A 21287-nucleotide genomic window follows, 5' to 3' on the forward strand; every position below is an offset into this window, starting at 1 on the left:
AATTTATATCTTGTTATACTTTTGAAGTGGGAAATGAGTGAATCATTTCAAAATAACAAGAGAGGGAGAAATTTGTTATACTATGAGAAAACTGAAAATTACACTATTTTTCGCGTTTTTATTAGTTGTACTAGCTGCATGTGGGTCAGAGGAGAGCCCCGATGATACATCAGATAATCAAGCACATAATGAAGATCAAAACCGAAGTTCAGAATATGCATTGTTAGAGGAAGGTAAGCTAATTTTTGCTGCTTCAGGTGAGTTCAAGCCGTTTAGTTATATGGAAGGTGCTGAAATGGTTGGTTATGATATTGCGGTAGCAGAAGCAATTGCTGAAAAACTTGGTCTAGAACCAGTAGTCCAAAAGGCTAAGTTTTCCGGAATTGTTACAGGAGTGAATGAAGGACGTTACGATATTGCGGTTGCGAGTCATACCATAACAGATGAACGACTAGAAAAAGTTAACTTCTCCATACCGTATTATTATTCAGGTCCAGTTATTTATACAAGACCAGATAGTGACATACAATCAGCTGCAGACCTAAATGGGAAGGAAATATCTGTTTCGAGAGGCTCAACCTATGTAGAAATAGCACAAGAGTATACAGATAATATTCCACAAGTAGATAGTGATGTAGTGGCATTGCAATCATTAGCATCCGGGCATCACGATGCTGTCATAACGGATGAAATCACGGGACAATCGGCAATTCAGAATGGTTTAGAGATTGAAAATCGTGGGCAATTAGGTGTCAGTGAGCAAGCTGTCGCTGTAAACAAAGAGAATGATGCTTTGTTAGAAGCTATTAATGGTGCACTTCAAGAATTAAAGGATAGTGGAGAGCTAGCTAAATTAGCTGAAGAATGGGTCGGTGTTGACATTACGCAAGAACCAGAAGAATTAGAGTAATTTCCATCGAGTAAAATGATAAGGAGTTGGAACACTTGTCTCATTTTCTACAAGTATTTATAAATAGCTATCCTTTATTTCTTCAAGGTCTGAAGATAACCATCTATTTATCCATCGCATCGCTAGTAATTGCTTTTGTAATCGGTTTATTTTTTGCCATTCTTAAAATCTCCAACATTAGACCACTTCAATGGATTGCAGATGCGTATATTTGGGTGATAAGAGGTACGCCATTAATAGTTCAGATTTTTGTTCTGTATTATGGCATTACAGAACTCATCTTGATTAATGCATTTTGGGCTGGTGCTATAGGGCTAGCCATCCATAGTGGTGCATATATTGCTGAGATTATTCGCGGAACTATTCAGTCGATTGATAAAGGTCAAATGGAAGCAGGGCGTTCCTTAGGGATGACCAAGCCGCAAACAATGAGAAGAATCATTCTCCCACAAGCATTTCGTCGAGCGATTCCTTCCCTTGGTAATCAATTTATCATTGGAATTAAAGATTCGTCATTAGTTTCCTTTATTGGAGCACAGGAGCTATTTGGAGTTTCAAGTTCCTTAGGATCAAACTCTTTTGATTTCCTAACATTCTATTCCATTGCTGCCGTCTATTATTTATTTATTGTGTTTATCCTAACGGCTGTAGTAAATAGGGTAGAAAAGAAATTAGCAAAAAGTGATTAAGGGAGGTAAACGAAATGGCTAGGAGAAAAATGGTTCGGGTGGAACAATTAAATAAATCATTCGGTGATTTACATGTATTGAAAGATATTGATCTTACGGTAGAAGAAAGTGATGTTGTCGTATTAATTGGTGCAAGTGGCTCCGGTAAAAGTACGTTGTTACGTTGCATCAATTTTCTTGAGTTAAAGGATGACGGTAAGATATTCCTGGAAGAGGTTCAGATTGAAAAAGATTCACATGACTTAAATCATATTCGTCAACGGGTAGGGATGGTTTTTCAGCATTTTAATCTCTTTCCACATAAAACGGTATTAGAAAACATCATCGAGGCCCCAGTATTAGTTAAAAAACTTCCTAAGAAAACAGCAATAGAAGAGGCAAAAGTATTGCTTGATAAAGTAGGACTTGGTGACAAGTATGATGTCTATCCTTCAACATTATCAGGTGGACAGAAACAGCGTGTGGCAATCGCTCGATCCCTTGCAATGAAACCAGATGTGATGTTATTTGATGAACCAACCTCTGCATTAGACCCTGAATTAGTGGGTGAAGTTCTGACAACTATGAAGGAGCTAGCTGATGAAGGAATGACCATGGTAGTTGTCACACATGAAATGGGGTTTGCTAGAGAAGTGGCGGACTGGGTTGTGTATATGCATGACGGAAAAATTGTAGAATACGGAAAACCGGATGGAATTTTTGAACAACCAAAGGAAGAACGAACGAGAGCTTTCTTAAGTTCAATTTTATAACAATAAAGGGTTCTCTTAGGAAACGACCTAAGAAAACCCTTTTTATTTTTTCTTTAATAAGTATATCCCGATTACAACTAGCACGATTGGCCAATAAACTTGTGCGAAATTCACTACATCATGTATCCAATCAAACCATGGTGGAATATTAACCGAAAAGATGAAAACACCAGATAGTAAAGTAAGAATAAGCCCCGGTAGTAAGCCCTTTTTTGTTTTGATATAACGAATCAAAAAGGCGATACCTATAATGAGAGGGTACATGGCCCAATGGTCAATCCAGAAGCTATAATGTCTAATTCCATGGAAATGTATTCCGAATCCTAATAAGAGCGTTCCGCTAAATAGTAAATTATAATCCTTTACCTTAAAGCTATAGATTAGCATCGCAAGGCCAATAATAATTAATATGGTAGGCCAAGAATAAAAGTCAGTAAAGATAGGCAACTTTAATTGTCTAAATAAAAAATATAAACCAATGCCAATTAGCAAGTAGGCTGTTAGGGTATTTTTATTTTTCATTTCCTCACCTTTCGCGTGTTCATATACTGTATGTTGATTTCTTGATTCTTATAGTATGGTGTGTTAGAGTACATCTGAGTTTATCTTTATGATAGCATATATTTTTAAAACATACTTTCATAATCTGTTCACAAAACCAAAAAACGAAACGTTTGTACTGTGATATACTAGTTACAGTATGAAATCTAGGTTGAATTTGAACCGCTATATTTTCGGAGGAGAGATACGGTGCATATTTTAAAAGTTGGTTTAAATTACAAAACAGCCCCTGTCGAAATTAGAGAAAAACTAACTTTCTCAGAAAACTCTCTTCAGGATGCTATGCAAGAATTAAAAACAAGAAAAAGTATATTAGAAAATGTCATCTTATCAACCTGTAATCGTACAGAGATCTATGCTGTAGTAGATCAACTACATACAGGGCGTTATTATATAAAGCAGTTTCTAGCTGATTGGTTTCATGTTGATAAAGAAGAGCTTGCCTCTTTTTTAAGAATAACAGAGGATGATGGGGCTTTTGAGCATTTATTTAGAGTTTCATCAGGACTTGATTCTATGGTGCTTGGGGAAACGCAAATACTTGGACAAGTTAAACAGGCTTTCCTATCTTCACAAGAAGTAAAAGCTACTGGAACCATTTTTAACGAGTTATTTAAGCAAGCCATTACCTTTGCTAAACGAGCTCAAAAAGAAACTGCCATCGGTGAAAATGCCGTCTCGGTTAGCTATGCTGCTGTCGAATTAGCCAAGAAAATCTTTGGAACGTTGCAAGATAAACATGTCGTAATTGTTGGTGCTGGAGAGATGGGCGAACTTGCTGCTAAAAACTTACAAGGATCTGGAGCTACGAAAATAACGGTAGTAAACCGAACTTTGGAAAAGGCAAATATGCTAGCAGAACAGTTTCATGCACAAGCAGAACAGCTGGATAACTTAAGTGCAGTCTTAGAAAATACCGATATATTAATCAGTTCTACTGGATCAGATTCGTTTGTCATGACACATGACATGCTAGAACCAATTCAAAAGAAACGTAAAGGACGACCTTTATTTTTAGTAGATATTGCTGTTCCTAGAGATTTGGATCCTGAATTAGGGAAATTAGATAATGTATTTTTATATGATATTGATGATTTACAACATATCGTGGATGAGAATCTAGAAACGCGTAAGAAAGCTGCAGAGCAAATTGAATTACAACTAGAGAAAGAAATCATTACCTTTAAAGAATGGATGAAAACATTAGGTGTTGTTCCAGTAATATCTGCATTAAGGAAAAAAGCACTTTGCATTCAAGCTGAAACAATGAAAAGTATTGAGCGAAAGATGCCTGACTTAACTGACCGAGAGAAGAAGGTATTAAGTAAGCACACGAAAAGTATTATTAATCAATTACTTAAGGATCCGATTACACAAGCAAAAGAACTAGCAGGCACAGATAATGCAAGTGAGGCGTTACAGCTATTTGTTGATATCTTTGGTATTGAAGAAGAAGTGAAAGAAGAGTTCGCTAAACAAGCAGTTAAAAATGATGAATTACTTCAATCATTAAAGAAAGAGATTCCATTAGCGAGTAAATTTGCGGAAGTAACGCAGTAAAGGGTTTGTCGTATGGTAGAGGTACGTTGGATCTATGAAGGAATACTATGTGTTTATGCATTAAGTCTGATATGTTATTTTATTGATTTTGTACAGCAAAACCGGAAGGCAAATGTATCTGCCTTCTGGTTACTTTGTATGGTTTGGCTCTTTCAAACCGTTTTTTTATTATCTACTGTTATAACAGAGAATCGATTTCCTATTGCAACGTTAACCGATAGCTTATATTTTTACGCATGGGTATTAGTGACCTTTTCTGTACTAATGAATCGCTTATTTAAAACGTATTTCATGGTGTTTTTTATTAATTTGTTTGGATTTTTTGTCTTACTGATGCATATATCGCTTGTCGCGAAAAACCAGGTGACAGAGAGTGGGATACAGCTTGTTGATGAAATATTAATTGCACATATTTCCTTGGCAATTCTCTCATACGGTTTCTTTACCATTTCGTTTATATTTTCTCTTATGTATATTGTGCAATATCATTTCTTAAAAGAAAAGAAAGCGATAAAATGGGTATGGAAATTAGGGGACTTAAACCGACTAGAGCGTTATACGTTTCGTACGATCACCATTGGTGTCCCATTATTATTAATTGGTATCATTTTAGGATTTGCGTGGGCATATACCGAGGATGTTGAATTTTATTGGTTTGATTTAAAAACAATAGGGTCGATACTAGTTTTGGGTATCTATATCACGTATTTACTACTACGAGTTGTACGGCGAATGGCTGGAAAATCTCTTGCTACCTACAATGCTTTTGCATTTTTTATATTGATTATTAACTTCTTTTTATTTACTAGGCTCTCAAATTTTCACATTTAACTAGGAGGATTACTATGCGTAAAATTATCGTTGGATCTAGACAGAGCAACCTTGCCCTAACTCAGACGAATTGGGTGATTAACGAGCTGAAAAAGGCAGGAGTGGAAAACGAGTTTGAGGTTAAAAAGATTGTAACCAAAGGAGATAAAATCCTGGACGTCACACTGTCTAAAGTTGGTGGTAAAGGATTATTCGTCAAGGAAATAGAAAAAGCTCTCTATGATAAGGAGATTGATTTTGCAGTTCACAGTATGAAAGATATGCCTGCTGCATTACCAGAAGGCTTAATTATCTCAGCTATTCCAGTTAGGGAAGATCACCGGGATGCCCTTATATCGAAAAATCAAGTTCCATTAAGAGAGTTACCAGAAGGAGCAGTAGTTGGTACGAGTAGTCTTCGCCGTGCTGCGCAAATCCTTGCTGAAAGACCGGATCTTGAAATTAAATGGATTCGTGGAAATATAGAAACGAGAATTCGTAAATTACAAGAAGAAGATTACGATGCCATTATCTTAGCAGTCTCTGGATTAAAGCGTGTCGGCTTAAATGAGGATCTGATTACAGAGTACTTAGAACCAGACGTTTGTGTGCCTGCGGTAGGTCAAGGGGCACTTGCTATTGAAAGCCGTGAAGATGACCAAGAATTAAATGATATACTAGCAAAAATAAATGATGCTTATACCGTTAAAACCGTGACTGCTGAAAGGACTTATTTGAATTTATTAGAAGGTGGCTGCCAAATTCCCATCGGCGGATTCGCTCATTTAGAAAATGAAGATGTCGTCCTAAACGCCCTTGTTGGTACACCAGATGGTAAAACCATTCTTAAAGAAGTCGTACGAGGTACAGACCCGGTACAGGTTGGAAAAGAAGCGGCGGAGAAGTTGTTACGACTAGGTGCAAAAGATATTATTGAACGCGTAAAAGAGGAGTTAGATCAGTAATGCTTCCATTAGCAGGGAAGAATGTATTGGTTACCAGGGAAGCGAGTTTGGCAAAAAAATTTACCAATCAACTCCTTGATAATGGGGCTAATGTATATGAGGTACCTTTATTAAAGATTACCAGTAGAAGCGCAGTAGATATCGTACAAAGATTACAGAATATGGATACGTTAGAATGGATTTTTTTCACGAGTGTAAATGGTGTGGATTGTTTTTTTTCTATCCTAGAGGAAGAGGACGTAACACTGGATAATGTGAAAATTGCTGTTGTAGGAAAAAAAACTGCAACAGTTCTAGCTAACTATGGATATAAGCCCGATTTTGTCCCGTCTATTTACGATGGTGAAAATCTAGTAATAGAGTTTCTAGAAAAATATCAGGAAATAAAACAGGTCTTATTAGTTCAAGGTAATAGATCTAGAGATGTTGTTGCGAAGGGTTTATCTAAGGCTGGTGTTCAACACCAATCCTTGGTCGTCTATGATACAAATTATAATTTTGATGTTGAAACTAAATTAAGACAGGTGCTAGAGAAAGTATCATTTGATTTTATTACATTTACAAGTCCATCTACGGTCGAAGCTTTTACAACGTTTTCTACTATGACGTTACCAGAATATACGAAAATTGTTTGTATTGGAAAGACAACAGAAGCAAGGGCGAGACAGCTTGGCTTTAAGAATATGATTACTCCAGAAACCTATACGATTGAGTCTATGATCGAAGTAATGTTAATGAATAAAAGAGAGGATTGAGTTACATGAATAGTAATACTGAATTTAAACGTCATCGCCGTTTACGGTCATCTAATTCGATGAGAGCAATGGTTAGAGAAACCCATCTCCATGTAGAAGATTTTATTTATCCAATGTTTGTTGTAGAAGGTAGTAATGTGAAAAATGAAGTACCTTCTATGCCTGGCGTCTATCAAGTATCCATGGATCTTCTATTAGATGAAGTGAAAGAGGTTGTCGAGCTTGGTATTAAATCAATCATTCTATTTGGTGTCCCAAATGATAAGGATGAAGTTGGTACAGGTGCTTTTATTGAAACTGGAATTGTCCAAGAGGCAACAAGATTGATAAAGCGCGCATATCCAGAAATTCTTATAGTTGCCGATACCTGTCTCTGTGAATACACATCTCATGGCCATTGTGGAGTGATTCATGACCATGATGTAGATAATGACGAATCCTTACAATTACTTGCCCGAACTGCGGTATCGCAAGCGGAAGCTGGTGCTGACATAATTGCACCTTCTAATATGATGGATGGATTTGTCAAAGTAATTAGACAAGCCTTAGATGAAGCAGGGTTTACCAACATACCTATTATGTCCTATGCAGTGAAGTACGCTTCTGCCTTTTATGGTCCTTTCCGTGATGCAGCAGACAGTACACCACAATTTGGTGACCGTAAATCCTATCAAATGGATCCTGCCAACCGCCTAGAGGCATTAAGAGAAGCGGAATCGGATGTGGTAGAGGGTGCAGACTTCTTAATTGTAAAACCAGCACTATCCTACTTAGATATTGTTCGTGATGTCCGCAATCATTTTAACTTGCCAGTTGTTGCTTATAATGTAAGTGGCGAATATTCCATGGTAAAAGCAGCAGCTTTAAATGGTTGGATTGAAGAAAAGAGTTTAGTAATGGAAAAATTAACGTCGATGAAACGTGCGGGTGCAGACTTAATTATTACCTATTTTGCTAAAGATGTGGCGAAGTGGTTGAAGGAAGAAAATTAAACGAGGTGGTTATGATGAAACAATTCAATCAATCAATTGATGCGTATCAAGAAGCGGTTAATTTGATGCCCGGTGGTGTTAACTCACCGGTTAGAGCATTTAAATCGGTAGGGATGGACCCAATTTTTATGGAAAGTGGAAAAGGGTCTAAAATCAAAGATATTGATGGTAATGAGTATATTGATTACGTGTTGAGTTGGGGACCGCTTATCTTAGGGCATGCAGATGAACGAGTTGTTAGTAAGCTACATGAAGTTATTGAAAATGGAACAAGCTTTGGTGCCCCTACGGTACTGGAGAATAAACTAGCAAAGTTAGTAATTGACCGAGTACCTTCCATTGAAGTAGTTCGTATGGTAAACTCTGGGACAGAAGCGACGATGAGCGCATTACGACTAGCTCGTGGATTTACTGGTAGAGATCTTATCTTGAAATTTGAGGGTAGCTATCATGGCCATGGTGACTCATTATTAATTAAAGCAGGGTCTGGTGTTGCTACTTTAGGTCTTCCAGACAGCCCTGGTGTACCGAAAACAATTGCACAAAATACGATTACTGTTGCTTATAATGATCAAGAGGGTGTGCGTACTGCTTTTGAGAAATATGGTCATAACATTGCAGCGGTTATTGCGGAACCAGTATGTGGTAATATGGGTGTTGTTCCTCCTACTAATGAATTCTTACAATTTCTCAGAAAGATAACAGAAGATCATGGATCACTGTTAATTTTTGATGAGGTTATGACAGGTTTCCGTGTAAGTTACCATTGTGCACAGGGACATTTTGACGTGACACCGGATTTGACATGCTTAGGTAAAGTAATTGGTGGAGGATTACCAGTTGGAGCCTATGGTGGTAAGCGCGAAATTATGCAACAAGTAGCACCTGCAGGGCCGATATATCAAGCAGGAACATTATCTGGGAACCCATTAGCTATGACTGCAGGATATGAAACGCTAAGTGCTTTAACGAAAGAATCTTATGAAGAAATGAATAAGAAAGTAGATTTATTAGTAGAAGGCTATCAGCAAGCTGCGAATGATTATCATATTCCCTTGCAGATAAATCGAGCAGGATCTATGGTTGGCGTTTTCTTTGCAAAAGAACCAGTGACTAGCTTTGCTACTGCATCCAAATCGAATTTAGATCATTTTAATCAGTATTATCGAATTATGATAGAGGAAGGCGTCTTCTTACCACCATCACAATTCGAAGGTTTATTCTTATCTACTGCACATACTGAAGAAGATATCCAAAGAACAATTCAAGCAGCTAGAAAAGCATTTTCACAGCTTGCATAACTAATCTAAAAAAACGAACTAATGCAATTCTGTTAACATGAATGGCAGATTAGTTCGTTTTTTATTGTATCTCTAGCCTTTCCTAATAATCCACCTAGTTAATCTATAACCCACTCCATATTCACAAATCAAAAATACGTTTTTCCACTAAGAGATTTCCTCTACTTAGCATATCCTAAGGTCTTGACTCATATAGATAATTAAGAGATAAGGCATATGGAATGTATGTTTTGAAGGGAGGAAACCACTTGGTAAACGAACAGAATTTATTTCGTTTTGACTTGAATGAGTCATTGTACTTTGAAAAGGGTCAGGAAGTTGCTGAAATTATGGGGATTTCCTTGGAACCGGAAATTTCTATACAAGAATTTGCTGATTTTATTTCCATTAGAGGTGTAATTGAATTACAAGGTTCTTATCAGAAAGCTCAAACCATAGGTGAGAGCACGGAGTCGTACCTAGACGGGTATGATTCAAAGCGTTATATGGAAAGGGTTACTGACGCAGAGTATGGTGTTGCTGAATTTAGGCATCGTTTTCCTGTTGAAATCACTGTCCCATCCTATCGAGTGGAAAATTTAGATGATGTAACTGTTTTCATCTCGGAGTTTGATTATGAATTACCAGAATCAGATCACTTGTATTTGCGTTCCACTATTGAAATTCATGGTATACGTAATCAAGTAGAAGAGGAGGAGGCAGAAGCAGCAGTAGAAGTAGAAGCAGACGAAGAGCCTACTACAGAAGCACTTCAAGAAGAAGAACCTGCTCTAGCAAGAAATGAGGAAGAGGTTTTTGAATTTGATGTAAAACATGAAGACGAATCTTCCACCTACATAGAAGATTCGCCAGAGCCACTTCCAACCTTGTCGCAAGAAGAAATAAATGATTCTATTGAAGATGATAGATGGAAGTTCATGCAAAAAACACAAACCTTTGACGAATTCTTTAATAAAAACCAAGAGCCAGAAATAGAGGTGGAAGAGGAATTGCATGAACCATCATCCTCGGAGGAAGAGACTTATAGTCTGGATGATTCTGATGAAAGTAGGACTGAAAAAGCAGATTTGACCTATCTAGCCGATATGTTCCGAGGTGGGGAAGAACAATACGCAAAAGTAAGGCTGTGCATTGTTCAGGAAAAAGATACATTAGAATCCCTGGCTGAACGATATGAAACAACAACGCTTCATATCCGTAACCAAAATCGATTAGAGGATGATGATATTACAGAAGGTCAATTACTTTATATTCCTGTGAAAAATAAATGAACAACGTATACCCCTTGGTCAAAAATCAAGGGGTATATTAATGGGATACTTTATAGGTGGTGAAGCTCTTGGAGAATGTTCGGCGAATTCTAGAATCGTATCATGTCTTTCCTGTTGATATAGAAAAAGTAACCGAACGTCTATATCATATTCAAGGTAATAAACAGAAATATGCATTAAAGAGAAGTAATCTACAAGAAGAAAGAGTTCCATTATGGTTAGACATCTACCATATGGCACATGCCCAGAATATACAACATATCGTACCAGTATATGTAAACCAAAAAGGAGAACTATTTACGAAGGATGGAGAGGATATCTATTATTTAACCCCCTGGATCGAAACAAGTAATCGACATCCTTCTATTGGAAAAGTATATCAACATCTTGGATATATTCATGCAAAAACGAGGAAAACACTGCAGTTAAACGAGAAAGAATTGGAAAATGCACGGGAAAATTTTCTCGTCTATAAAAAACAAATAATGGAGCTAAGAAAGAAGCTACTAGTTCATGTAGAAAATTTTGAATCGAAACATTTTATGTCACCGGTCGAACTATTAGTTTGTACACAGTACCGTGACCTTGTGCAAGTCTTTTTTATCGTAGAGAAGCGACTGAATCAATACTTAGAATCTCTTGAAGAATTAGCAGAGTGGCAAGTATGTCTCTGTCATGGAAATGTGAAAGATTCCCATGTTCTTCATGGGAATCAGATTTATTTCATTAACTGGGAGAAGGCAACTTATAACCACCCCATTATAGATTTGACTTTATTATGGAAGCATAAAACCTTTTACCATGATACAGAGGTAGGGCCTTTGTTGGAACAATTTAAGCTATATACAGATGAAAACCAGTTGGAAAATCGCGAACTAACACTATTAGCGCTTTATTTACTTGATCCTTCAGAATATATAAGCGCCATCGATACGTATGTGGAAGATAAATCTTCTAACAGCACGATGGAATTAGTAGTAAAGCTACAGCGATATCATCGTCAATTAATGTTTGGGATACGTTTTTCTTTATTTGTGGAGGAGGAATTTGAAATGGTACCACTGGATGAAAGTAGCAGTGAGGATTAAATCCACTTCAAATAAAAAGCAATATAAATTCCTGCTAACAATAAAGTTAGTAAGACATCAAAAGTTGTTGGGAGAAAAATAGTTCGGATTAATTGGAAAATAAGTATCGGTAGTGTAATCTGTTCTGCAATAATTAAGCACTTTCTAGCCCATGGTGGTAATCGGTAACGATAATATCTTGCCATATGTCATCACCTCCATAAAGAATGCACCAAATACTTCTTTTTTTAATACTATATGTATAAACCAAGCTACTTCGTGCCATTATCTAAATAATAGTTGATTTTAGGATTAAAATTGGCTAAAATAAGAAAATAATCATATACGAAAGCATATGAGAGGGAAGAGTACAGAATAGTTACCTCAAAGAGAGGAAAACAGTGGTGAGAGTTTTCTAGGTAAACGTTTTGGAAGGTCGCCCTTGATGCAGCAACTCTGAATTAGTAGTAGGAGCTTGCCGGTTCATAACCGATATCAAACAATGAGTGTACAGGGATACATTACCTGTAAACAAAGGTGGTACCACGGAAATTCAACCCTTTTCGTCCTTTATTTAGGATGAAGAGGTTTTTTTTATTTCGGGTAAATCTTTGATTTCATTTTGATAAAGGCCTAATCATTATTGTTTTTTTAAGTGGCTAAGGAAATCACATTACCCTTAACTTTAAAGGAGGCTGATATTAATGCAAGAAAACAACACAACTCTACCACCGAAATACGACCCACAAGCAGTAGAGCAAGACCGCTACAGGTTTTGGCTAGATGGGAAATACTTTGAAGCAACCGGAGATCCAGAAAAAGAACCATTTTCTATCGTAATTCCACCGCCTAACGTAACGGGTCGCCTACACCTTGGTCATGCATGGGATACAACAATGCAAGATACCATTTCCCGTATGAAACGGATGCAAGGCTATGATGTACTATGGTTACCAGGTATGGACCATGCAGGGATTGCGACACAGGCGAAAGTAGAAGCACGACTGAAAGAAGAAGGCACAAACCGTTATGAACTTGGTCGAGAAAAATTCCTACAAAAAGCTTGGGATTGGAAGGAAGAATACGCGTCCTTTATAAGATCTCAGTGGGAAAAATTAGGTCTAGGGTTAGATTATTCAAGAGAACGCTTTACACTCGATGAAGGCTTATCAGAAGCTGTTAAGGAAGTGTTTGTAAAGCTATATGAAAAAGGACTAATTTATCGTGGTAAATACATCATTAACTGGGATCCAGTAACGAAAACGGCTCTATCAGACATTGAAGTTATTTATAAAGAAGTAAACGGCAATTTCTATCATATGAAATATCCAATTAAAGATAGTGATGAAACAATTGAAATTGCGACGACAAGACCAGAAACGATGCTTGGTGATACTGCGGTTGCCGTAAACCCGAAGGATGAACGCTATCAACACCTAATTGGTAAAACAGTTGTTCTTCCGATTGTTGGACGTGAAATCCAGATTATTGCTGATGAATATGTTGATATGGAATTTGGGTCTGGTGCAGTTAAAATTACTCCAGCTCATGATCCTAATGATTTTGAAATAGGAAATCGTCATAATCTTGAGCGTGTACTCGTAATGAATGAAGATGGCACCATGAATGAAAACGCAGGCAAATATGAAGGCATGGACCGTTTTGAATGCCGTAAGCAAATAGTAAAAGACCTACAGGATATGAGCGTCCTTTTCAAAATTGAAGAACATGTTCATCAAGTCGGACATTCAGAACGTAGTGGGGCAGTTGTTGAACCGTATTTATCTACACAATGGTTTGTAAAAATGCAGCCACTTGCTGATTCTGTATTAGAAATGCAAAATACCGAGGAACGAATTAACTTTGTTCCAGAACGCTTTGAACGAACATATTTAAACTGGATGGAAAATATTCGTGACTGGTGTATTAGTCGTCAATTATGGTGGGGACATCGTATTCCAGCATGGTATCATAAAGAAACAGGGGAATTATACGTTGGAAAAGAAGCGCCTAGTGATATAGAAAACTGGGAGCAAGATGAGGATGTATTAGACACATGGTTCTCCAGCGCACTATGGCCGTTCTCTACAATGGGTTGGCCAAATGAAGAGGCTGAGGATTTTAAACGTTATTTCCCTACAGATGTTTTAATTACTGGTTATGATATTATCTTTTTCTGGGTAGCTCGTATGGCATTTCAATCGAAAGAGTTCACTGGAAAACGACCATTTAAAGATGTATTACTCCATGGATTAATCCGTGATTCAGAAGGTAGAAAGTTCAGTAAGTCACTTGGGAATGGTGTAGATCCAATGGATGTCATCGAGAAATATGGTGCAGATTCACTACGTTATTTCTTATTAACAGGGACATCACCAGGCCAGGATATGCGTTTCTATTGGGAAAAAGTAGAATCAACCTGGAATTTTGCCAATAAAATCTGGAATGCATCACGTTTCTCTCTAATGAATTTAGAAGGTTTTACGTATGAAGATATTGATTTAACTGGTGAGCTATCTTTAGCAGATAAATGGATTCTAACAAGATTAAATGAAACCATCGAACAAGTAACACGTAACACTGATAAGTATGAGTTTGGTGAAGCAGGAAGACATCTTCATAACTTTATTTGGGATGAATTGTGTGATTGGTATATTGAGATGGCTAAGCTTCCATTATATGGGGAAGATGACCAGGCGAAGAAGACGACACAGTCTGTATTAGCCTATGTGCTAGATCAGACTATGCGTCTACTACACCCATTCATGCCATTCATTACCGAAGAAATATGGCAGAAGCTACCACATCAAGGGGAATCAATTACGATTGCTGAATGGCCTAAGGTTCAGGAAGACTTCCATGATGAAAAGGCATCAGAAGAAATGAAGCGTCTTGTGTCGATTATTAAGGCTGTACGTAATATCCGTGCCGAAGTCGATACACCAATGTCGAAGCAAATTAGCCTGTTAATTCAAGCGAAGGATGAGGCAATCGTCAAAGAACTTGAACATAATCGTGGCTATCTAGAACGATTCTGTAACCCTAGCGAGCTTGTTATTGCATCTAAAGTCGATGCTCCTGAAAAAGCAATGACAGCAGTTATTACTGGCGCTGAAATCTTCTTACCATTAGAAGGGCTAATTGATTTCGATAAAGAGATTGCCCGATTAGAGAAAGAACTAGAAAAGTGGAATAAAGAAGTGGAACGAGTTCAGAAGAAGCTTTCCAATCAAGGCTTTGTCGCTAAGGCACCAGCTGCGGTAGTGGAAGAAGAGAAGAAAAAGGAACAGGATTATTTAGAGAAACAGACAGCAGTACAAGCACGATTAGCTGAACTAAAATCATAATAAACATCAAGCAGGGTTCTTAGAAAAATCTAAGAACCCTGTTTTAATTGTTGTTTTATATAAATAATATATTTTTCTAGTATATTCATGTTACTAACCGTACTAAGGGTCCTTGAGCCGACAACATCTTCTATTTCATTAAATAGTAGCTCTCCACTCCGACCTATTAAGAAATCAATTCCGACCATACCGAAATCAAAATGATCGATAATTTTCATGATAAGCGCTTTTTCTACTTCGTTTAATTGGTATAAGCTTGCCGAACCACCTAATGTAAAGTTAGCTCGAAAATCTGTATTGCTTTCCCTTAAAACAGCCCCTACAATTTCCTTATCGACAACAAAGACTCTTAGATCCTTTCCAAGTTGTACATCAGTTGATTGGATCACGTAATCGATAGGTTTACACATGGTTAAAAATACGTCCCACTCTTCTTTTTCTTGGATAAAATACACTTGTCTGCCACCTCTACCAGCCGCCTCTTTTATCACAAATGGCAGAGGGAAAGGGATTTCATTAGTAACATTTTTACCATTTAGAAAGACTGTATCTACCATCGGGATACCAAGACGGGAAACTTCTAAATAGGTTTTTGCTTTATGATTACTGATTTCCGAAACGTAGGAGGAGTTAAATACGTGTACATTTAACTGTTCTAACTGCTTATTAAGCAGCGGTTCAACGGTTCGAACCACTGCGAATTCAGGAATTTCAGTTTTACGGCCATCTAATAAAAGGCCATACTCATTTTGCAATATTCCTATTTGGAGTTTTTCCCTTAAGATTAATCGTAATGTCAATTCTTGCTTATCTGCTTCATCGATAAACCATTCGATGTACGCTTTGTTCGCTACAGCATCTTCTTCACTATATAGTAACCAGCCATTAGCCACGTGAATCCCTCAACTTCTTTAGTATATGCTCTACTATTTCGTTTGCCGCATTAATCCCTGTACAATCATAGAGGTTCCGAATGTGTGCGTTAGAATTTATTTCACAAATGATATAATCATCATTCTCCCCAAATAATAAATCAACACCACTAAAGTCTGCTCCAATTGCTTTTGATGCGGAGATGGCAATTTCCTTGGCCTTCTCGGATGGTTCATAAGCTTCCATGATGCCACCACTAGTAATGTTGGCTCGAAAATCTTCGGCAGAAAATCGCTTCATCGCAGCAACTACTCTATCTCCAACCACTTGTAGTCTTAGGTCCCTACCTTTACTAGACTGTATAAACTCTTGAAACATAAAGGCTTTTCCATAAAGTTCATTCACCTTTTCTTCCAGCTCGTCCTTTGTATGGATAAGATAAACCTGTTCACCAAATGAGCCAAAAGCTTCCTTCACAATCATAGGTAGACCTAATTGATTGATAACATGGTCTAGGTTCGGAAGGTATTTTTCCTCGCGATTTGTATAAACTTTCGGTGCAATGATGGTCCTTGGTATTGGCAGGTTATGATTAGCTAATACTTGGTAAGTGGCGATCTTATCATCACTTGTTTCAATTACCTCTGAGCGATTAAACACAGGTATACCAATTAATTCTAGTTGCCTTGCTAAATAGATATCCTTATCCGTAAAAATAACAAAATCGGGTACTTCATATTCTGTTAGAAGCTCCAGTCTATTAGTACTTAATGATGATAATAAATTATTATTTTGCATGATATATGTTTTCGTGTTTTGCTCCTTAGCTGCTTCGTGTAGCATCTGGGCAAAGTCTAAAAATTTATTTCCAGGTAAATTACCATTATAAATAATCCAACCAATTTTATTCAATGTTCGATTTCCTTTCTTCCTATGCTATACTTATTTCTAATTGATAGATAAGTGGTGATTGTATGTTTCATAGTATTGACCAAATAGAAGTATTTTTTGCTGAACGTAGAACCCTAGGTATAAAACCGGGTCTTGATCGAATGATGGCGTTATTAGAATCCCAACATAATCCCCAGCAAAAAATAAAAGCTATCCATATTGCTGGTACAAATGGGAAAGGTTCAACTTTAACCTATTTAAAAGCAGCATTAATAGAAAATAATTATCGTGTCGGAATTTTTACTTCACCTAGCTTGACAGGGCTAACAGGTCATATATTCATTAATGATCTACCCATCCCGGATGACCGGTTTATAACGCTGTTTAACCAGTTACTGCCATCCATAGAAGAATTAGATTTAGTAGAAATGCACGCCACGGAATTTGAGATTATCACTACTATTGCCTATATGTACTTTAGTGAAACGGTTGATATTGCAATTATCGAGGCTGGTATGGGGGGAAGGGAAGATTCCACCAATTGTATCCAACCTATGCTGTCTATTATAACAAATATTGCGATGGACCATGCTACCTTTTTAGGAGATACTCTGGAGGAAATTGCCTTTCATAAAGCAGGCATTATAAAAGGTCATACACCTGTCGTTATAGGGGCGATAGAGGAGAGTTGTATGCCGATATTTGAAAAAGAAGCAAGAAAGAAATATGCCAATATGTATAAATTAAATCGAGACTTCTTTTACAAAAGGACATTTATAGACGAAAATCGGCAGTTTTTTGAATGGTGTTATCAAGGAACAAAGCTAGAAATGGAAATACAAATGAAAGGGAAACACCAAATTATAAATGCGGCAACAGCTCTCATGGCATTAGTTATTATTGAAAAATGTGGAGTAGACTTAAATTGGGACAACGTATATCAAGGCATCAAAACAGCCCATTTACCAGGTCGGTTCGAAAAAATACTCGATAATCCTATTGTGATTCTAGATGGGGCACATAATCCAAAGGGTATGGAGGCATTTCTTCATACGGTGAATGATCTATACCGAACGAAGCGGAAGAAACTTATATTTGCTGGATTTAAAGATAAGGAATTAAAGAAAATGCTTCATCTGGCTTTGCCGCATTTTGATACCATTATGGTAACTTCCTTTGACCATCCTCGTGCGGAACCTGCTGATAATCTATGGGAGATGGTACCAGTAGAAAAAGTACGCCAAATAAAATGGCAAGAAGAATGGAAAGAGATAGAAGAACGTGATGAGATGTATTTCTTTGCGGGTTCCTTACATTTCATTGGACTGGTAAGAGCCTATGTGAAAAAGCAAACCTTGTAAAGTTATTCCGGTTTATGTTGAAATAAACTGTTCCTTGTGTGACAAGATTCTCCTTACTTTTTAGTTTGCATATGCTAGAGTTGAAACAACGAATCTAGCAAAGTGGGGGAGCAGCAAATGTCAGCTAAAAAACAAGTAGTAGTAAGATTAGATGGTAAGGGGAAAAGGGAAAATACTAATAAGTCAGGACATATCCATGTCAATAAGAAAAACGTAAGTGAAGAGATAGCTGCTACTGAAGAATCTAGTCATAATCAAATTCATACCTTTGCTAGGAACTATGATACATCAACCATATCCAGTTCTACGGCGAAGAAACAAACGACTTTTCATATGTTTAAGCCAATTATTATCGCAATTATTTCTGCCTTAACAATAGGTTCTATTATGGGCTTTGTTTTGTTAAAGATTATCGTTAATTTTGATAATAATTTGAATGGTACTCCTGCTGTTGCTATGCCTATAGAAGGAGAAGAGAAAGGTAAGGATGATAATCAAGGTAATGCTTCTAAGGTTGACACGTCACATTATATGTTAGATTCCATGTCTGCCTTCGTTTTACAAGGTGGTGTTTTTTCATCTATTGCGAATGCGGAAGCAGAATCTGGGAAGTTTGTAGAGCAAGGATATGCCCCTGTCATTTGGGAAAAGGACAATCAATTTTATCTTCTGGTAACGATGAGACGCTCGAAAGAAGATTTACAAAGTGATATTAATTCCTTAAAAGAAAAAGGAATAGAAGTATATGCAAAGGATTGGCAGACTAGTGAAAAAGAGGTAGCCTTAACGAAAGAAGAATATGACTGGGTCGTCTCTTTCCAGGAACAATGGAATCTTTCCTTGGAGAATGGTAGCTTGGACGAGGAGACATGGAATGCATTAATCGAACAGGCCCCAAAAGGATCTACTGAACTAAATAGCTTTGTTACACAAATGGAGGAACTGTTAACCTCAAAAGAAAATACGGAAATAGTTCTACTGAACCTCTGGAATTCTTTAGATAGTGTAGTATCAACGGGGCAATAGTAGAAGGATAAAAATGCTAAAATAAGCTGATGACAAACGAAGCAGGGTGGAAAATGTTTTTTCCGCTCTGCTTTTTATTATTTTATGGATTAACATAAGTGAAAAATTTCTCTCTTGTCTATTTGTAAGAGGTAGAATCTTAAGCTATTCTATTGCTAGACGAAAGGAGGAAATAGTTTGAAAGCTTCATCAATCATGATAAAGGATGTTCCTAAAGGGGATCGACCAAGGGAAAGACTATTAGCATTAGGAGCAAGTCACCTCTCCAATCAAGAATTAATAGCCATTTTATTAGGAAGCGGGACTAAAGAAGAGTCTGTTATGACCCTTGCTAATCGGTTACTCATGCATTTTGAAGGATTAAAGCTATTAAAAGATGCTACTATCGAGGAATTAACAGCAATTAAGGGGATTGGTAGTGCGAAAGGTGTTTTAATTTTATCCGCACTGGAGCTAGGTAAGCGACTAAGTCAATATAAACCAAATGAACGTTATGTCATACGTTCTCCAGAGGATGGTGCCGATTACATTATGGAAGAGATGCGACACCTTAATCAAGAGCATTTTGTTACCATCTTCTTGGATACAAAAAATCAAATTATTCATCGTCAGACCATCTTCATCGGGTCCTTAAATGCCTCTATAGTTCATCCTCGTGAGGTGTTTCGCGAGGCTGTGAAACGGTCTGCAGCTTCGATTATTGTAGCCCATAATCACCCCTCTGGAGATCCAACTCCATCACAAGAAGATATCCATGTAACGAAACGATTAGTAGAATCAGGAAAAATGATTGGGATTGAATTACTAGACCATTTAATTATAGGTGATCATAAATTTGTCTCGTTAAAGGAAAAAGGATACGTATAAGTACTATCAATTTTTATAGTTTTTTCGTATAATTAAATAGATAAAGTATGAGCGCCATTTTCATATTTAGTTGAAAGTGGCGCTTCTTGAGATTGGAAAGAGTTGGACGCAGTTACATATTTCCATACTATCATTATGGCATATTTGATTATATTATACGGTCCACCACATAAAATATAAGAGAACTGTCAGGCATAGAAAGAAAAACTTACATGATACTGGAGAGGAAGATTTTATTGGGTATCTTTGGATTTTCTCAAGATTTAGGGATTGATTTAGGTACTGCAAATACATTGGTATTTGTTAAAGGAAAAGGTGTAATCTTACGAGAACCATCTGTGGTTGCTAAGAATGTGGATACAGGTGAAATAGAGGCAGTAGGTAATGCTGCTAAGAATATGTTAGGCAGAAATCCTGGTAGTATTTCCGTTATTAGACCAATGAAGGATGGAGTTATAGCAGATTATGATACTACCGCTGCTATGATGCAATACTATATAAAACGAGCAATGAGAAGTCGTTCTTCATTCGCTAAGAAGCCAAATGTAATGATCTGTGTACCTTCTGGTATTACAATGGTGGAAGAGCGAGCAGTTATTGACGCTACGAAACAGGCTGGTGCCAAAGAAGCCTTTCCGATTGCAGAGCCGTTTGCAGCTGCAATTGGCGCAGGACTACCTGTATGGGAGCCAACAGGTAGCATGATAGTTGATATAGGCGGTGGCACAACGGAGGTTGCTGTGATATCACTTGGAGGGATTGTATCCTCGGAATCTATTCGCAATGCTGGTGACAATATGGATACCTCTATTGTGAATCATATTCGGAAGACGTATAGTTTAATGATTGGTGAAAGAACAGCAGAGCAAATCAAGCTAGACCTTGGTTCAGCAAATGATGAAACGATAGCGGATGAGGAAATGGATATCCGTGGTAGAGATTTACTTACTGGATTACCGAAAACGATAACTATTACTGGTAGTGAAGTCTCGGAGGCCCTTCAGGATACAGTAGATGCTATTGTTGATGCAGTGAAAATCACGTTGGAAAAAACGCCTCCTGAACTAGCAGCCGATATTATGGATCGTGGAATCGTGTTATCTGGTGGAGGAGCATTATTGCGTAACCTTGATAAAAAAATTAGTGATGAGACTAAGATGCCAGTGTTTGTCGCTGATAACCCTTTGGATAGTGTTGTTATCGGCACTGGAAAATCGTTGGAATATATTCAGCATTTTAAAGGACAACCAAATGTATCTTCTCGTCCTACAGTAGAATAAGTAGGTGTT

General features: G+C 37.3%; 20 protein-coding genes and 1 other annotated feature. Of the genes, 16 read left to right on the forward strand and 4 right to left on the reverse strand.

What is annotated here, in order from left to right; all coding sequences use genetic code 11:
* Nucleotides 1-82: 82 nt before the first annotated feature.
* From KGF86_RS04315 to KGF86_RS04325, 3 genes are read left to right on the forward strand one after another with little or no spacing between them, the layout of a single operon-like run.
* Nucleotides 83-910, forward strand: a complete 828-nt coding sequence (locus KGF86_RS04315) for a transporter substrate-binding domain-containing protein (RefSeq protein ID WP_211741236.1) — start codon at nucleotides 83-85, stop codon at nucleotides 908-910.
* Between the two features lie 26 nt (nucleotides 911-936).
* Nucleotides 937-1599 (forward strand): amino acid ABC transporter permease, encoded by a 663-nt coding sequence (locus tag KGF86_RS04320; protein ID WP_186870270.1) that lies wholly within the window; start codon nucleotides 937-939, stop codon nucleotides 1597-1599.
* A gap of 29 nt (nucleotides 1600-1628) precedes the next feature.
* Nucleotides 1629-2351, forward strand: coding sequence for an amino acid ABC transporter ATP-binding protein (locus tag KGF86_RS04325; protein ID WP_186870342.1), 723 nt, complete (start codon nucleotides 1629-1631; stop codon nucleotides 2349-2351).
* A 42-nt stretch (nucleotides 2352-2393) separates the two neighbouring features.
* Here the strand turns inward: KGF86_RS04325 and KGF86_RS04330 are convergent, their stop codons facing one another.
* A complete protein-coding gene (locus KGF86_RS04330; RefSeq protein ID WP_186870271.1) occupies nucleotides 2394-2873 on the reverse strand; it encodes a LiaI-LiaF-like domain-containing protein in 480 nt (159 codons plus the stop codon).
* A 228-nt stretch (nucleotides 2874-3101) separates the two neighbouring features.
* On the opposite strand from KGF86_RS04330, the gene hemA reads away from it, so the two are divergent.
* From hemA to KGF86_RS04370, 8 genes are all read left to right on the forward strand, one after another.
* Complete coding sequence (hemA, locus tag KGF86_RS04335) at nucleotides 3102-4472, forward strand: glutamyl-tRNA reductase (RefSeq protein ID WP_186870272.1); 1371 nt, start codon at nucleotides 3102-3104, stop codon at nucleotides 4470-4472.
* A gap of 12 nt (nucleotides 4473-4484) precedes the next feature.
* On the forward strand, nucleotides 4485-5303 hold the full coding sequence (locus KGF86_RS04340) for a cytochrome C assembly family protein (protein ID WP_211741237.1): 819 nt from the start codon (nucleotides 4485-4487) through the stop codon (nucleotides 5301-5303).
* Nucleotides 5304-5317: 14 nt separating this feature from the next.
* Entirely contained in the window at nucleotides 5318-6247 is a 930-nt protein-coding gene (gene hemC / locus KGF86_RS04345) for a hydroxymethylbilane synthase (protein ID WP_186870274.1), read from the forward strand.
* A complete protein-coding gene (locus KGF86_RS04350) occupies nucleotides 6247-7002 on the forward strand; it encodes a uroporphyrinogen-III synthase (RefSeq protein ID WP_211741238.1) in 756 nt (251 codons plus the stop codon). Before hemC ends, KGF86_RS04350 begins: the two co-directional genes overlap by 1 nt.
* A 5-nt stretch (nucleotides 7003-7007) precedes the next feature.
* Entirely contained in the window at nucleotides 7008-7994 is a 987-nt protein-coding gene (gene hemB / locus KGF86_RS04355; protein ID WP_211741239.1) for a porphobilinogen synthase, read from the forward strand.
* Nucleotides 7995-8008: 14 nt separating this feature from the next.
* Nucleotides 8009-9295 carry a glutamate-1-semialdehyde 2,1-aminomutase gene (gene hemL, locus KGF86_RS04360; RefSeq protein ID WP_211741240.1) on the forward strand — a complete coding sequence of 429 codons (1287 nt, stop codon included), beginning with the start codon at nucleotides 8009-8011 and terminating at the stop codon, nucleotides 9293-9295.
* 248 nt (nucleotides 9296-9543) lie between these two features.
* Nucleotides 9544-10566 (forward strand): stage VI sporulation protein D, encoded by a 1023-nt coding sequence (spoVID, locus tag KGF86_RS04365; protein ID WP_211741241.1) that lies wholly within the window; start codon nucleotides 9544-9546, stop codon nucleotides 10564-10566.
* Between the two features lie 68 nt (nucleotides 10567-10634).
* Nucleotides 10635-11654, forward strand: coding sequence for a phosphotransferase (locus KGF86_RS04370; protein WP_186870279.1), 1020 nt, complete (start codon nucleotides 10635-10637; stop codon nucleotides 11652-11654).
* Here the strand turns inward: KGF86_RS04370 and KGF86_RS04375 are convergent.
* A complete protein-coding gene (locus KGF86_RS04375; protein ID WP_186870280.1) occupies nucleotides 11651-11839 on the reverse strand; it encodes a hypothetical protein in 189 nt (62 codons plus the stop codon). The two genes, KGF86_RS04370 and KGF86_RS04375, sit on opposite strands and share 4 nt — an antisense overlap.
* 139 nt (nucleotides 11840-11978) lie before the next feature.
* Nucleotides 11979-12207, forward strand: a binding site (T-box leader).
* Nucleotides 12208-12337: 130 nt separating this feature from the next.
* On the opposite strand from KGF86_RS04375, the gene KGF86_RS04380 reads away from it, so the two are divergent.
* Nucleotides 12338-14980 (forward strand): valine--tRNA ligase, encoded by a 2643-nt coding sequence (locus KGF86_RS04380; protein WP_211741242.1) that lies wholly within the window; start codon nucleotides 12338-12340, stop codon nucleotides 14978-14980.
* Nucleotides 14981-15009: 29 nt separating this feature from the next.
* On the opposite strand, the gene KGF86_RS04385 is transcribed toward KGF86_RS04380, so the two are convergent.
* Together KGF86_RS04385 and KGF86_RS04390 are read right to left on the reverse strand one after the other, a co-directional pair.
* Nucleotides 15010-15873, reverse strand: a complete 864-nt coding sequence (locus tag KGF86_RS04385) for an ATP-grasp domain-containing protein (RefSeq protein WP_211741243.1) — start codon at nucleotides 15871-15873, stop codon at nucleotides 15010-15012.
* A complete protein-coding gene (locus KGF86_RS04390; RefSeq protein ID WP_211741244.1) occupies nucleotides 15866-16765 on the reverse strand; it encodes an ATP-grasp domain-containing protein in 900 nt (299 codons plus the stop codon). The genes KGF86_RS04385 and KGF86_RS04390 overlap by 8 nt, the downstream gene beginning before the upstream one ends.
* A 62-nt stretch (nucleotides 16766-16827) precedes the next feature.
* Here KGF86_RS04390 and KGF86_RS04395 point away from each other — a divergent pair, with 62 nt between their 5' ends.
* From KGF86_RS04395 to KGF86_RS04410, 4 genes are all read left to right on the forward strand, one after another.
* Nucleotides 16828-18105, forward strand: a complete 1278-nt coding sequence (locus KGF86_RS04395) for a bifunctional folylpolyglutamate synthase/dihydrofolate synthase (RefSeq protein WP_186870284.1) — start codon at nucleotides 16828-16830, stop codon at nucleotides 18103-18105.
* Between the two features lie 117 nt (nucleotides 18106-18222).
* On the forward strand, nucleotides 18223-19131 hold the full coding sequence (locus tag KGF86_RS04400; RefSeq protein WP_211741245.1) for an SPOR domain-containing protein: 909 nt from the start codon (nucleotides 18223-18225) through the stop codon (nucleotides 19129-19131).
* A gap of 195 nt (nucleotides 19132-19326) precedes the next feature.
* The gene (gene radC / locus KGF86_RS04405; protein ID WP_186870343.1) at nucleotides 19327-19998 is read left to right on the forward strand and encodes a RadC family protein; all 672 of its coding nucleotides are present in this window, start codon (nucleotides 19327-19329) and stop codon (nucleotides 19996-19998) included.
* A 236-nt stretch (nucleotides 19999-20234) separates the two neighbouring features.
* Nucleotides 20235-21278 carry a rod shape-determining protein gene (locus tag KGF86_RS04410; RefSeq protein WP_281413761.1) on the forward strand — a complete coding sequence of 348 codons (1044 nt, stop codon included), beginning with the start codon at nucleotides 20235-20237 and terminating at the stop codon, nucleotides 21276-21278.
* Nucleotides 21279-21287: the final 9 nt, after the last annotated feature.

Source organism: Ornithinibacillus massiliensis, from assembly GCF_018310345.1.
In the GTDB taxonomy this organism is placed as follows: Bacteria; Bacillota; Bacilli; order Bacillales; family Amphibacillaceae; genus Ornithinibacillus; species Ornithinibacillus massiliensis.

Bases quoted from the DNA above. Each gene is read 5' to 3' on its own strand.
- hemC (WP_186870274.1), top strand. From the start codon at position 5,318: ATGCGTAAAATTATCGTTGGATCTAGACAGAGCAACCTTGCCCTAACT.
- KGF86_RS04315 (WP_211741236.1), top strand. From the start codon at position 83: ATGAGAAAACTGAAAATTACACTATTTTTCGCGTTTTTATTAGTTGTA.
- radC (WP_186870343.1), top strand. From the start codon at position 19,327: ATGATAAAGGATGTTCCTAAAGGGGATCGACCAAGGGAAAGACTATTA.
- KGF86_RS04330 (WP_186870271.1), bottom strand. From the start codon at position 2,873: ATGAAAAATAAAAATACCCTAACAGCCTACTTGCTAATTGGCATTGGT.
- KGF86_RS04350 (WP_211741238.1), top strand. From the start codon at position 6,247: ATGCTTCCATTAGCAGGGAAGAATGTATTGGTTACCAGGGAAGCGAGT.
- KGF86_RS04340 (WP_211741237.1), top strand. From the start codon at position 4,485: ATGGTAGAGGTACGTTGGATCTATGAAGGAATACTATGTGTTTATGCA.
- KGF86_RS04400 (WP_211741245.1), top strand. From the start codon at position 18,223: ATGTCAGCTAAAAAACAAGTAGTAGTAAGATTAGATGGTAAGGGGAAA.
- KGF86_RS04380 (WP_211741242.1), top strand. From the start codon at position 12,338: ATGCAAGAAAACAACACAACTCTACCACCGAAATACGACCCACAAGCA.
- hemB (WP_211741239.1), top strand. From the start codon at position 7,008: ATGAATAGTAATACTGAATTTAAACGTCATCGCCGTTTACGGTCATCT.
- KGF86_RS04325 (WP_186870342.1), top strand. From the start codon at position 1,629: ATGGTTCGGGTGGAACAATTAAATAAATCATTCGGTGATTTACATGTA.
- KGF86_RS04375 (WP_186870280.1), bottom strand. From the start codon at position 11,839: ATGGCAAGATATTATCGTTACCGATTACCACCATGGGCTAGAAAGTGC.
- hemL (WP_211741240.1), top strand. From the start codon at position 8,009: ATGAAACAATTCAATCAATCAATTGATGCGTATCAAGAAGCGGTTAAT.
- KGF86_RS04395 (WP_186870284.1), top strand. From the start codon at position 16,828: ATGTTTCATAGTATTGACCAAATAGAAGTATTTTTTGCTGAACGTAGA.